General features: G+C 57.0%; 14 protein-coding genes. 6 read left to right on the top strand and 8 right to left on the bottom strand.

Going from position 1 to position 13329, the window contains the following annotated elements:
* The first annotated feature begins 48 nt into the window (after positions 1-48).
* On the top strand, positions 49-249 hold the full coding sequence (locus ABLV78_RS06595) for a YpfN family protein (RefSeq protein ID WP_015365470.1): 201 nt from the start codon (positions 49-51) through the stop codon (positions 247-249).
* A gap of 308 nt (positions 250-557) precedes the next feature.
* On the opposite strand, the gene ypfH is transcribed toward ABLV78_RS06595, so the two are convergent.
* From ypfH to dapA, 6 genes are all read right to left on the bottom strand, one after another.
* Complete coding sequence (gene ypfH, locus ABLV78_RS06590) at positions 558-1256, bottom strand: esterase (RefSeq protein WP_047043485.1); 699 nt, start codon at positions 1254-1256, stop codon at positions 558-560.
* Positions 1257-1363: 107 nt separating this feature from the next.
* Positions 1364-3364 carry a tRNA(Met) cytidine acetyltransferase TmcA gene (locus ABLV78_RS06585; protein WP_047043483.1) on the bottom strand — a complete coding sequence of 667 codons (2001 nt, stop codon included), beginning with the start codon at positions 3362-3364 and terminating at the stop codon, positions 1364-1366.
* A 9-nt stretch (positions 3365-3373) separates the two neighbouring features.
* Positions 3374-4249 carry a KPN_02809 family neutral zinc metallopeptidase gene (ypfJ, locus tag ABLV78_RS06580; protein ID WP_047043480.1) on the bottom strand — a complete coding sequence of 292 codons (876 nt, stop codon included), beginning with the start codon at positions 4247-4249 and terminating at the stop codon, positions 3374-3376.
* 121 nt (positions 4250-4370) lie between these two features.
* Positions 4371-5084, bottom strand: coding sequence for a phosphoribosylaminoimidazolesuccinocarboxamide synthase (gene purC, locus ABLV78_RS06575; RefSeq protein ID WP_047043477.1), 714 nt, complete (start codon positions 5082-5084; stop codon positions 4371-4373).
* A gap of 142 nt (positions 5085-5226) precedes the next feature.
* Positions 5227-6261, bottom strand: coding sequence for an outer membrane protein assembly factor BamC (bamC, locus tag ABLV78_RS06570; RefSeq protein WP_047043476.1), 1035 nt, complete (start codon positions 6259-6261; stop codon positions 5227-5229).
* Positions 6262-6277: 16 nt separating this feature from the next.
* On the bottom strand, positions 6278-7156 hold the full coding sequence (gene dapA / locus ABLV78_RS06565) for a 4-hydroxy-tetrahydrodipicolinate synthase (RefSeq protein WP_015365464.1): 879 nt from the start codon (positions 7154-7156) through the stop codon (positions 6278-6280).
* A 153-nt stretch (positions 7157-7309) separates the two neighbouring features.
* On the opposite strand from dapA, the gene ABLV78_RS06560 reads away from it, so the two are divergent.
* Entirely contained in the window at positions 7310-7879 is a 570-nt protein-coding gene (locus ABLV78_RS06560) for a glycine cleavage system transcriptional repressor (protein ID WP_015365463.1), read from the top strand.
* Positions 7880-7882: 3 nt separating this feature from the next.
* Complete coding sequence (gene bcp, locus ABLV78_RS06555) at positions 7883-8353, top strand: thioredoxin-dependent thiol peroxidase (protein WP_015365462.1); 471 nt, start codon at positions 7883-7885, stop codon at positions 8351-8353.
* A 65-nt stretch (positions 8354-8418) separates the two neighbouring features.
* On the opposite strand, the gene ABLV78_RS06550 is transcribed toward bcp, so the two are convergent.
* A complete protein-coding gene (locus ABLV78_RS06550) occupies positions 8419-9483 on the bottom strand; it encodes an AI-2E family transporter (RefSeq protein WP_045392657.1) in 1065 nt (354 codons plus the stop codon).
* Between the two features lie 223 nt (positions 9484-9706).
* Here ABLV78_RS06550 and bepA point away from each other — a divergent pair, with 223 nt between their 5' ends.
* From bepA to ABLV78_RS06535, 3 genes are all read left to right on the top strand, one after another.
* Positions 9707-11170, top strand: a complete 1464-nt coding sequence (gene bepA / locus ABLV78_RS06545) for a beta-barrel assembly-enhancing protease (RefSeq protein ID WP_047043473.1) — start codon at positions 9707-9709, stop codon at positions 11168-11170.
* A 9-nt stretch (positions 11171-11179) separates the two neighbouring features.
* On the top strand, positions 11180-11539 hold the full coding sequence (gene arsC / locus ABLV78_RS06540; protein WP_047043470.1) for an arsenate reductase (glutaredoxin): 360 nt from the start codon (positions 11180-11182) through the stop codon (positions 11537-11539).
* Between the two features lie 135 nt (positions 11540-11674).
* Positions 11675-12598, top strand: coding sequence for an Rpn family recombination-promoting nuclease/putative transposase (locus tag ABLV78_RS06535; protein WP_047043467.1), 924 nt, complete (start codon positions 11675-11677; stop codon positions 12596-12598).
* Here the strand turns inward: ABLV78_RS06535 and ABLV78_RS06530 are convergent.
* Positions 12595-13296 (bottom strand): DnaA inactivator Hda, encoded by a 702-nt coding sequence (locus ABLV78_RS06530; RefSeq protein WP_026612247.1) that lies wholly within the window; start codon positions 13294-13296, stop codon positions 12595-12597. The two genes, ABLV78_RS06535 and ABLV78_RS06530, sit on opposite strands and share 4 nt — an antisense overlap.
* Between the last annotated feature and the right edge of the window lie 33 nt (positions 13297-13329).

The following is a 13329-nucleotide window of genomic DNA, read 5'->3' as shown; positions in this document are numbered from 1 at the left end:
ATAACGATTACCCTGCAGCGCCGCTGCGGGGTAAAAAGAGGACACAGCATGGAATGGCTTATCAACCACTGGTGGATTCTGGTGTTGGTATTTTTAGTCGGCGTGATGATCAACGTGATTAAAGATCTTAATCGCGTCGACCCGAAAAAATATCTCGACAACAAACCGGATCTGCCGCCGCATCGCGACTTCAATAGCAAGTGGGATGACGACGACGACTGGCCGAACAAAGACCAGCCGAAGAAGTAAACCTGCGTTCCCCGTCATCACGCGGGCTGGATGCATTCCCGGGTAGCGGCTGACGCCTTACCCGGGCTACGGCCCGTACCATTGCGAGCTGAAGTTCTTAATTTTACCTCTGTACCCGTGGCTACTGAAACTGCTGGTGTTGGTGGCCTCAAAATTCCCCGGTGGCGCTGCCGCTTACCGGGGCTACAGCGCTGTGCGATTTGGTAGCCCGGAGAAGGCGCAACGCGCCGCGTCCGGAAAACCCTTAAAAAAGTTGTAAACCGATAACAGTATCTACCTATACCAGCCGACGTTGTACCGCGGGGCCATTACAGCATTTCGATTATATCGTCATCTTTCGGCGTACCGCCGCTCAACGCTTCATCAAAATAGTGCTTCGGTACGGTGTAACGCAGACGGTCGAGGGCAAACTGCATGCTCCGGTCATCAATGGCATGTCCGAGATCTTCAACGATATCCAGCGTGACATCTCCACCCAGCTCCTGCAGCCGCTCCTGCGCGGAGACCGCCCACGCCAGATCGATCACCCGATCCTCGCCGCCGTGGATCAGATGCACGGTGGTTTGCGTGGTCGCCGTTTGCGGCAGCGTCGCGTAACGGCCGTTAAAGGCAATTACCCGCGACGCCAGTCCTGGCTCGGCTTTAATACTCTCGAGGGACATAATCGCACCCTGCGAAAAACCGATCAGCGCCGTCGCCTGCGGGCCCAAACCGCTCTGTTTTTGCCAGTAGCGTACCGTTTCAATAAAGGTCGGCATAATGGCATCAATGCGCTGCTGACGATTCTCTTCCGTCACGCCTTGTACCGAAAACCACTGGCGCGCCGGCGCCGGACCGCAGGGCTCCGCACCACCGATACTGACAATGAGCGCGTTGGGAAACAGCGGCGCAAACCAGCTACCTATTTGCCCCATCGAAACCGGATTATCGCCCACGCCATGAAACAGCAGCAGCAACTGTTGCGCAGGCGTCGCCGGGCTCTGAACAATAAAGTGATCGTGTTTCATGGTTATCTCCTGATGTCTCAGATAAACAGGAATCGGGCTCCTGATTGATGCAAGGCAGTTTACGCCGCGCAGAGAATATGACCATGCCATTTAACTGAATGAGTTAGTTAAAAAAATTGCAGCTTCCTGACCCACTCTTCCAGCCGCTGCGCGCGGGCAGGATCGAGTCCCGCCATGGCCGAAGCCGCCTCTTCCCGCAGTCGCGCCAGCAGCGCCTTGCGACCGGATAAGCCGAGGTCCACGCATAGCGCTGCTTCATCCTGCTGCGCTAAGCGCGCGCGTAGCGCCACTAACGGCAGCGGCGTCGCCTGCAGAAGCCGGTTCAGACTCCCGACCGCCGCCAACAGCGGACGATGCGCAAAGGCAAAACCGGCGACCTCCAGCCAGTCCTCCTCAGTAAGCATAGCTGTTTCATCCATCGTCACCGGAGCGCGTTCATCACGCCACTGACTCAGCCAGCGTTCATCCCGCGCCAGCCGTTGATGTTCGCGCCAGGCCAGTTGCCGCCCCTCTTCGCTGAGCGGATAGAGCGCCATCGCCGTATAGCAGCCGCTGCTCGCCTCGCGATGCGTGCCCATGCGCACCAGCAGAAACCCGCAGCGCTGCCAGAAGCGCCATAGTTCAGGGGTAAAACCAAAGCTGACGGAGAGATAGTCACAGCCGTGCGTCTGCTTGACGGCATGGGCGATTAAACACTGCCCCAACCCTTCGCGCTGGCGCGCTGGATGGACGGCAATACGACTGACGCGCCTGCCGGTCAGCGTCGCCGCCAGCGGGCTACCGCCGTGCGCGGCCAATGATTGGGCGACAAGATTGCCGCGCGGGCGGCGATATCCGGCCCAGACGGCGCGGCTAAGCTCAGGTTCGAGACCGCCCTCTTCCACCAGCCACACCGCGCCAGCGACGCCATCCGCGCAGCGAGCCACGGTGAAGTGCTGGCCTGGCGCATCCATCATCCTGCGCAAATCCAGCGGCGAAGTGCGGTAATGAGCGCCGGAAAGCAGTTGATAAGCCTCTGATGGGCGCGTGGGTTGTTCGCGCCAGGCATCCTGGCTTAACGTCTCCAGCTGCGGTTCCCCATGCGGCGCCAGCAGAAATGCCTCATCGTTAAATAACAATAACCGGTCGATAACCGACTCCAGCGGGCAACCCGGCGCCCAGCGAATCGGCGACGACAGGTTATACCGCCGTAGCGTTGGGAAACCGGCGCAGAACTTCAATAAGAAGCCGCGGCCGGTTCCCTCATAGCCCTGAACCGTCGTCGTTAACAGCGTATGGGGAAAACGCGCCGTCAGCTGGCGCAGCGTCGGTGCCGGGATAGCGGCGGCCTCATCGACCACCAGCCAGTCGGCTTTCGCATCGCTTGCCAGCAGCGCATCGGGCGCCATAAAGCATATCTTTTGTCCCGCAAAAACGGCGATGACTTCCGTCGCGTCGCGCGTCGGCGCGGTGACGATGGTGGAGCCGGTGAGCTGATGAATCAACATTCCCGCCAGCGCAGATTTACCGCGCCCGCGCCCGGCGGTGACGGCGGCAATTTCCGGGGGCGATGACAGTAGTGACGAAAGAATGGCGGCCTGTTCGGCCTGCGGGTAGCCATCGGCAGCGTGCCAGTCTCTGCGCGGAGCGACCTCCGGCAACCGTAAGCCGTAGCCCTGTCGCCACAGTGCGACCTCAGGATCCGCGGTGAAGAGCTGGAGACAACGGTGGACAAAGTTAGGGGTGGCGATTGGTTCAGACGTATCGCTCCAGCGCAGCGAATCGCCATCCGCCTGCTCAGGCCAGCGGGCAAAATCCGGCGCCAGCAGCACTAACCAGCTGCCGGCGCGCAGCGTGCCGGCAAGCGCGGCAAAAGCCGCCACGTCAAAACCGTGGCGAGCGTCGAAAAAGGCATGCTGAAATTCGCGCCCGAGCAGCGTTTTCAGCGCGCCCGGCGCCGCGCAGGGCGCCAGCTGTGACGACGGGCCGACCCACAGTCCATCGCCCTCCAGCCGCGCTCGCAAATCCAGGGCTTGCGTCAGGCACCAGTCTTCGTCGCCGCTAAGCACCAGCAGGCGACGAATGCCCTCGCGCGCCATCCGCGCGGTCAGGTGAACAAGCGGTTCCATGAGCAAGCGTTAACGAAGTGAACTGCCAAAGGTATTACACTGCGCAGGATCGCCGCTATCAAAACCGCGTTTGAACCAGGTATAGCGCTGCTGGGAGGTCCCATGGGTGAAGCTGTCCGGCACTACGCGGCCCTGGCTTTGTTCCTGCAGACGATCGTCGCCGATGGCCTCAGCGGCATTGAGCGCCTCTTGCAGATCGCCGGTTTCCATCACATCCTGCTTCTGCATGTTATTGCCCCAGACGCCCGCAAAGCAGTCTGCCTGCAGCTCCATTTTCACCGACAGGCGGTTCACTTCGGTCTGCGAAGCCTGCTGCTGCATCTGACGGACCTTAGGTTCGATGCCGAGCAGTTTCTGCACATGATGGCCGACTTCGTGCGCAATCACGTAGCCCTGCGCAAAGTCGCCGTCAGCGCCGAGTTTGTTTTTCATCTCGTCATAGAATGACAGGTCGATATAGACCGTGCTGTCCGCCGGACAGTAGAACGGCCCCATCACCGATTGGCCGGTGCCGCAACCGGTACGGGTCGCGCCGCGATACATCACCAGCTTCGGCTGAACGTATTGCCGCCCCATCTTTTCGAAAATAGGCCCCCAGGTGTCTTCGGTGGTTGCCAGAATCACGGAGGTGAACTTCGCCGCTTCGTCATCCTTCGGGCTGATGGAACGTTGGGTAGAAGTCTGCTGCTGCGGCATCGGTTCGCCGGTCAGCATGCCGGTTAAATCCACGCCATAATAACCCGCCACCAGAACGATAATCAGCAGGACGATGCCGCCTTTACCGCTTGGAATGCGGAAACCGCCACCACCGCCGCCCAGCGGCGAACCTGAATCACTACGTCTGTCTTCCACATTGTCGCTTTCACGACGCCCTTGCCAGCGCATAAGCACCTCTATTCCATCATGTTACGAATATGAGAGATCGTAGGCGGTTCAGCGGAGGATTACCACAGGAAACAACGAATAAGAGCGCCGGAAGAGACGATTTCTTCCGGCGCGGAGGAGATTAGTCGAGCTTGACGCCCAGACGGTGGGCCACTTCTTCGTAAGCTTCGATCAGGCCGCCGAGACTCTGGCGGAAGCGATCTTTGTCCATTTTATCGAGGGTGTTTTTATCCCACAGACGGCTACCGTCCGGAGAAAATTCATCGCCAAGCACCACTTCGCCTTTGAACAGGCCGAACTCCAGCTTGAAGTCGACCAGAATCAGACCGGCATCATCAAACAGCTTGCTGAGTACGTCATTCGCTTTGTAGCTGAGCTCTTTCATGCGCGCCAGGTTTTCTTTATTCACCCAGCCGAACGTCTCGCAGTAGGATTCGTTGACCATCGGGTCGTGCATGGCGTCGTTTTTCAGGAACAGATCGAACAACGGCGGAGTCAGTTCGATACCTTCTTCAATACCCAGGCGTTTCACCAGCGAGCCCGCCGCGCGGTTACGAATCACGCATTCAACCGGCACCATATCCAGCTTCTTCACCAGGCATTCAGTATCGGAAAGCAGCGCTTCCATTTGGGTCGGGATACCGGCTTGTTCCAGCTTGCTCATAATGAAATGGTTGAATTTGTTATTCACCATACCTTTACGATCGAACTGCTCGATGCGGGCGCCATCCCCTGCTGACGTATCGTTACGGAATTCAAGTACCAGCAGATCCGGGTTTTCGGTGCTGTATACCGTTTTCGCTTTGCCACGATACAACTCAGCTTGCTTTTTCATCTTTCACCACTCCAGTGATATTAAGCCAAAAAATTACGTTTCCGCCCGTAGGCAAAATCAGGCAATTTACCGGACTTTGCGGCCACGCACACGTTTGCGTCACTATACATTAAAAAGGGCCGGATTGCTCCAGCCCTTTTTATTACTTGTTAAATGCGGCCTGGAATACGGCTACCAGGGCGTCATTTTGCGACTGCGTCAGAGTGTGGCCTTTCGGGTCGATGAACTGCAGACTACTGCGGTTATCGAGATCGCCGACCTGCAGTTTATAGTCGCCAGAGACCAGCTGTGGGTCACTGGCGCCCAGTTCCTGCCAGCTGCTGTCAGACAGCGGCTTGTAAGTTACCGCCATGCTGCCCTGGGAGCGAGTGCTGTCGGTCACCTTCATGCCCACTTTTTCAAGCGTGGCCGGCAGTTTCTGCCATACCATGTTGAATGGCGCGCGCACCACCAGCATCGGCAAGCCGGTGTCATCCGCCGCGCTCTGCACGTCGAAGGTCGCGCCAGCGCTTCTCTGCGCCGCGTTCTGCGCATTGGTGGCGTTAGAATCAAGACCGGAAGAGATAACGTTCAGCATCGAGGTGCTGTAGCGCTGCAGAGAAGCCGGGTCAGACACGGGCTTGCCCGCCTGCTCCAGGTTCACCAACTTCACTACCACCGCCTGCTGATAGCCCTGCGGCTTAACGGAGATTTGATAACGGCCACGGTACTGCTGGTCTTCATCAAGGCGGTTCCACTCTACCCAATCGGTATTCAGCGTCTGGCCTGCATCGTCACGCTTGGTGATGGTGTAGTTTTTCGCCTGGATGATGCTGACAACCTGCGCCCATAAAGAACCGCTGCGGCTATTTTCAACCATCAAGGTGGAGGTGTCGCCGTTAAACTGGGTACGCGCGCCGCTGACCAGGGCTAACGCCTGAGCCGGTGGACGAATGTCCAGCGCCTTACCTACCGCGCCGGTGCTCGCGGCAACCGGAATGTTGTAGTCGCCAGTCTGCAGCGGCAGGATCATCCCCGCCGGGGCGTGAAGTTCACTGAGCGGCGCGGCATCTAAATAAGCCTCGTCGCCGCTAACCTGACGCTTATAGCGCGAGTCAGAACTACAGGCCGCGAGGAGTAAAACCAGCGAAACACCCGCAACCTTCGCCAGGCGCGACTTCTGTACTGAGTAAGCCATCAAATCTCCCTAAACTCTACAGCAAACCGGCATGCTTCAGCGCTGCGGTAACCGCTTTCGTACCCGCTTCGGTAATCGGCGTCATCGGCAGGCGCAGCGTGTCGGTCGCTACAAGTCCCAACGCCTTACAAGCCCATTTGACTGGGATCGGGTTGGGTTCGACAAATAATTTTGTATGCAGCGGCATCAGACGCTGGTTAATCGCGCGAGCTTCCGCGAATTGCCCCGCCATCGCCAGTCGGCACATGTCCGCCATTTCACGCGCAGCAACGTTCGCCGTGACGGAAATGACGCCGACGCCGCCGAGCTGGATAAAGTCCATGCCGGTCGCGTCATCGCCGCTCAGCAGAATAAAGTCGTCTGAAACCAGCTCTTTGATCTGGTGAACACGACTTAAGTTCCCTGTTGCTTCCTTAATACCGACAATATTTTTAATTTCCGCCAGGCGACCGACGGTTTCCGGCAGCATATCGCAACCGGTACGGGACGGCACATTATACAGAATTTGCGGCAGGTCAGTATGTTCAGCGATAGCTTTAAAGTGTTGGAACAGGCCTTCCTGGGTCGGACGGTTATAATAAGGAGTGACCGTCAGGCAGCCGACAACGCCGCTATCGTTAAAACGCTTGGTCAGGCTAATCGCCTCTGCGGTTGCATTTGCACCGGTACCTGCAATGACCGGAATGCGGCCATCGGCCAGCTCGAGGGTCATCATTACGACGTCGCCATGCTCTTCATGGCTTAACGTGGCGGATTCGCCGGTAGTCCCTACAGAAACAATCGCCGAGGTTCCGTTGGCGACATGGTAATCAATCAGTTTTTTCAGGCTTGACCGGCAGACATTACCGTTATCATCCATCGGCGTGACAAGCGCTACAATACTTCCCGTGAACATGGGCCATCCTCAGAGCAGAAGTGGGACAAGATTCTCAATGTTACGTTTGGTGCTGCAATAAAAGCAAGAGACCCAACGCCATCTGGGATGTTGTACGCCGGTTTTTTTTATGCTTTCCTAATGTTACCTCACCTTTTTAAAGGAAGAACAGGTTTGACAGCCTCATTACAACACTATCTGGTGATTACCGCTCTGGGCGCAGACCGCCCCGGCATCGTAAACACAATCACTCGCCACGTCAGCAGCTGCGGCTGCAACATTGAAGACAGCCGGTTGGCCATGCTCGGCGACGAGTTCACGTTTATAATGCTGCTTTCCGGCTCGTGGAACGCGATTAACCTGATCGAATCAACGCTGCCGTTAAAAGGAGCCGAGCTGGATTTGCTGATCGTAATGAAGCGCACCTCCGCCCGGCCGCCGCAGGCGATGCCGAATACGGTTTGGATCCAGGTAGAGGTGCCGGACTCGCCGCATATTATTGAGCGCTTTACCGCGCTGTGCGACACGTGGAATATGAATATCGCCGAACTGGTCTCCCGAACTCAACCGGGAGAAGATAAAGACGCCGCTCAGCTATTTATTCAAATCACCGCGCACAGTCCTGCCTCGCAAAACACGACAAATATCGAGCAAGCGTTCAAAGCACTATGTACAGAACTGAGCGCACAAGGCAGTATTAACATCGTTAATTATTCACAGCATGATGAACAGGATGGAGTTTAACCAATGACCCCACTGAAAGCCGGTGATATCGCACCGAAATTTAGCTTACCGGACCAGGACGGCGAGGAAGTAAATTTAACCGACTTCCAGGGACAGCGTGTTCTGGTTTATTTTTACCCGAAAGCCATGACCCCAGGCTGCACCGTACAAGCGTGCGGTTTACGCGATAATATGGACGACCTGAAAAAAGCGGGCGTCGAAGTACTGGGTATCAGCACTGATAAACCAGAAAAGCTGTCTCGTTTTGCCGAAAAAGAGCTGCTGAACTTTACGCTGCTGTCTGATGAAGATCATCAGGTCTGCGAACAGTTCGGCGTCTGGGGCGAAAAATCATTTATGGGGAAAACCTACGACGGCATTCACCGTATTAGCTTCCTCATTGATGCTGACGGCAAGATTGAACATGTGTTTGATAACTTCAAAACCAGCAATCACCATGATGTCGTGCTGAACTGGCTGAAAGAAAACGCATAACCTCTAAATGAAAAACGCCGGGGGATAAAAAATCGCCCGGCGTTTTTTTTGGCTCAATCAGCGCGTCACTCGTCTTCGATAGCCATTCCATCTGGCCAGGCATGCATTACCGCCTTGATAAGCGTCGCCAGCGGAATCGCGAAGAAAACGCCCCAGAAGCCCCACAGCCCGCCAAAAATCACCACCGACAGAATGATCACCAGCGGATGTAAATTCACCGCCTCCGAGAACAGCACCGGCACCAGCAGGTTGCCGTCCAGCCCCTGAATAATCAGGTATACGGCAAACAGGCTCCAGAACTCAGTACCCGCGCCGAACTGGAACAACGCCACGCCGATCACCGGAATAGTGACCACAAAAGCGCCGATATAGGGGATTAACACCGAGAATCCCACCAGTACTGCCAGCAGCAGCGAGTAGTTAAGACCGAAGAGAATGAAGCCTATCCAGGTAGCGACGCCGACGACAATCATCTCCAGCACCTTACCGCGGATATAGTTGGTAATCTGCTGGTTCATCTCCTTCCACACCTGCCCCGCCAGACCGCGATTACGCGGCAATACCCGGCGTACGGCATTCAGCATCTGCTGTTTGTCTTTCAGCAGGAAGAAGACCATCAGCGGAACCAGGACCAGATAAACCGCCAGGGTCAGCAGGCCCACCAGCGAGGCGAGCGAATACTTCACCACCGAATCCCCCACGGTCAACATGCGAGTGCGCACGTTTTCCGCCATCGCATCGATGATGCCGGCATCCACCAATGCCGGATAGCGACGCGGCAGCGTGGCGGCGAAATCGGAAAGCTTATTAAGCATGCCAGGCATATCGCGGATGAGATAAATGCCCTGTTGCCAGGCCACCGGCATCACCACAAAGGCCATCAGCAGCAAGATACCGACAAATAGCACCAGCACCAGCGAGGTGGCCCAGGTTCGCGACAGGCCGATACGCTCCAGGCGAACGGTCGGCCACTCCAGCAGATAGGCCAACACGATGGCGACCAGAAGCGGCGCCAGCAGGCCGCTGAAAAAGAACATAATGCCGAAGCCGGCCAGCAGAATAACCAGCAGCGCTATCGCTTCCGGGTCGCTGAAACGACGACGATACCACTGCATTAACATCTCAAGCATAAACCCTTCCCTGAAGCGCAAATCGCCACAATCCGGGGAATTGTATCTAAGTGTCACAAAAAAGACTTCGCTTTTTATTGGCTATGACACAAACCTGCACAACTGTGCGAATATCATATTTTCAACGCCATCAACCACAGCTAAACTCGCAGAATCTGCGGCACGGGAACATTGGGCCGCGCAACCGGTCAAACTGGCACACCCACATTACAGGACAGAGGTTATGTTCAGGCAGTTAAAGAAAACGCTGGTGGCCGCCGCCGTCGCGTCGCTGACGCTGGGGACGATATTACCTGCCGCCGCTGACTCGGCGGATACGCTGCCGGATATGGGCACCTCGGCAGGAAGCACGCTTTCCATCGGTCAGGAAATGCAGATGGGGGATTACTACGTGCGCCAGCTGCGCGGCAGCGCGCCGCTGATTAACGACCCGCTGCTGGTGCAATACATTAACGGGCTGGGTATGCGCCTGGTCGCCCATGCTAACTCCGTGCGTACGCCGTTCCACTTTTATCTGATTAATAACGATCAGATTAACGCCTTCGCCTTCTTCGGCGGCAACGTGGTGTTGCACTCGGCGCTGTTCCGCTATTCCGATAACGAAAGCGAGCTCGCCTCGGTGATGGCGCACGAAATCTCCCACGTTACCCAGCGCCATCTGGCGCGCGCGATGGAAGACCAAAAACGTAGCGCGCCGCTAACCTGGGTGGGCGCGCTGGGCTCAATTCTGCTGGCGATGGCCAGCCCGCAGGCGGGGATGGCGGCATTAACCGGCACCCTTGCCGGCACCCAGCAGGGGATGATTAGTTTCACCCGTCAGAATGAAGAAGAAGCTGACCGCATCGGTATTCAGGTACTGCAGCGTTCCGGTTTCGATCCGCAGGCGATGCCGGCGTTTATGGGTAAATTACTCGACGAATCCCGCTATTCCAGCCGCCCGCCGGAAATGCTGCTTACTCACCCGCTGCCGGAAAGCCGTCTGGCCGACGCCCGTAACCGCGCCAATCAGATGCGTCCGGTGGTGGTCCAGTCGTCGGCGGATTTCTATCTCGCCAAGGCCCGTACGCTCGGGATGTACAATTCCGGGGAAAATAAGCTCGGCAGCGATCTGCTTGACGCCTGGTCGAAAGGCAATATCCGCGAGCAGCACGCCGCGCTGTATGGCCGCGCGCTATTGGCCATGGAGAGCAATAACTACGATCAGGCGCGCAAAACGCTACAGCCGCTACTCAGCGCCGATCCGCAAAATCCCTGGTATCTTGACCTTGCCACCGATATCGATCTTGGACAGAAAAAGACCACTGACGCGATTAACCGTCTGAAAAACGCCAAAGAGATCCGCACCGATCCGGTCCTGCAGCTGAACCTGGCCAACGCCTATCTGCAGGGCGGGCAGCCGGCGGAAGCCGCTACCATACTCAATCGCTACACCTTTAATAATAAAGATGACGGCAACGGTTGGGACCTGCTGGCGCAGGCGGAAGGCGCCCTGGGTCATCGCGACCAGGAGCTGGCGGCGCGGGCCGAAGGCATGGCGCTGGCCGGCAGGCTTGACCAGGCCATCTCGCTGCTGAGCAGCGCCAGTTCGCAAGTGAAATTGGGCAGTTTGCAGCAGGCGCGCTACGACGCTCGCATCGACCAGCTGCGCCAGCTGCAGGAAAGATTCCGCCCCTATCAGAAAATGTAAGGAGACCACATGTCTGACGCGGTAAAAATTTACCACAACCCGCGCTGCTCGAAGAGCCGCGACACGCTCAGCCTGCTGAAAGCCAACGGCATCGACCCTGAAGTGGTGCTGTATCTGGAGACACCGCCGGATGCCGCGACGCTGCGCCAGCTGTTGAAAATGCTCAATATGAGCAGCGCCCGTGAACTGATGCGCCAGAAAGAAGATCTGTATAAGTCGCTCAATCTCGCCGACCCACAGCTCAGCGAAGAGGCGTTGATTAAGGCCATGGTCGAGAACCCGAAACTCATCGAACGGCCCATCGTGGTCAGCCACGGCCAGGCGCGTATCGGCCGCCCGCCGGAACAGGTGCTGGAAATCGTCAGCTAACCCCTACGCGCCGCCGGTGTTGCCCGCGGCGCGATTTTTTTCGTGGCCGCTTCCAGAAAAAACAGGCCAATCCCCTCGCCTCGCGCAGTAGTGCTACTGTCCGTCCATCACCTGAATCCACTGGACGGATTGCCAATGAATAAAGCTATTTCCACACCGCATGACGCAGTATTTAAAACCTATCTTTCCCATTCGGATACCGCGCGCGATTTTCTCCAGTTGTATCTTCCTGAAGCGCTTAAGAAGATCTGCGATCTGCGTACGCTACATTTAGAATCGGGTAATTTTGTCGAAGAAGATCTCAGACCTTACTACTCAGATATTCTCTACTCGCTGCAAACCACCGCGGGCGACGGCTATATTTACGCGCTGATCGAACATCAAAGCAGTCCCGACCGGCATATGGCCTTTCGCCTGATGCGCTACGCCGTCGCCGTCATGCAGCGCCACCTTGATGCCGGACACGAAAAACTCCCCCTGGTAATCCCGGTACTTTTCTACCACGGCCTGGTAACGCCCTATCCGTTTTCTATGCGCTGGCTGGATGAGTTTGCCGCGCCGGAGCTGGCGACCACGCTCTACCATGGCGAATTTCCGCTGGCGGATATCACCGTCATACCGGATGATGAAATCGCCACTCATCAACGTATGGCAACGCTGGAATTACTGCAAAAACATATTCGACAACGCGATCTGGCGCAGTTACTCGACAAGCTGGGCGAATTATTATTGACTGGATTAGCCACGCAAACACAGGTGCAGGCGCTAATGCACTACCTGGTGCTCGCGGGAAATAGCCGCGAACCGATAAAGTTTATTCGTGAGCTGGCGCGCCGGACGCCGCAACATAAGGAGACGCTGATGACTATTGCAGAATATCTCGAGCAGCAAGGGCTGGAGCGCGGTCTGCTTCAGGGCCGGCAAGAAGGTCTGGCTGAGGGGCGTAAAGAAGAAGCGCTGCGTATCGCCGCCGCGATGTTACGTAGCGGCCTCGCCCCCGCGCTGGTGGCGCAGCTAACCGGCCTGGCAGAGCAGGAGCTGGCGTCGCTTTCGGCCTAAAGCTTCAGGATCTCTTTAACGAATGGGATCGTCAGTTTTCGTTGGGCGGTAATCGACGCGTGATCCAGCTGATCGAGCGTCATAAACAGCGAGCGCATTTCTCTATCCAGCCGCTTGAGCAGGAAACGGCAGACGTCTTCCGGCATCTCGAAACCGCGTAATCTGGCGCGCAGCTGCAGCGCCTGCAGCTTATCTTCATCCGACAGCGGTTGCAGCTTGTAGATTTGGCCCCAGTCAAGGCGCGAGGCGAGATCCGGCAGGCCGAGATGCAGCTGCCGCGGCGGGCAATCGCCGGTGATCAGCAGGCGAGTTTTACCTGATTCGAGAATACGGTTATAGAGATTAAAGATAGCCATCTCCCAGGGCTCATCCCCCGCCACGCACTCGATGTTATCGATACACACCAGCGCCAGTTGCTCCATGCCGTCCAGCACTTCCGGCACGAACCACGTGCGCTTATCCAACGGCACGTAGCCGACGGCATCGCCACGCTGGGATAGCTCAGCGCAGGCGGCATGCAAAAGGTGGCTACGCCCCGCGCCTTCGCGTGACCAGATATAGATGTATCCGCTGTGTTCCTGCCGCAGTACGTTCTGCAGAGCGGCAAGTAGGGAAGGATTATCACCCGGCCAGAAACTCGCGAACGTTTCGTCGTCAGGAAGATACAGTGGCAAAGAGAGCTGTGCCGGAGCGTTCAGATGGACCTCAACATAGGCTTACAGAAAAACGCG

The sequence above is a fragment of the Klebsiella sp. CN_Kp075 genome, from assembly GCF_040065055.2.
Taxonomy (GTDB): Bacteria; Pseudomonadota; Gammaproteobacteria; order Enterobacterales; family Enterobacteriaceae; genus Klebsiella; species Klebsiella aerogenes.
The sequence above is the reverse complement of the archived record's forward strand: the minus strand, read 5'-3'. Positions and strand labels throughout refer to the sequence as shown.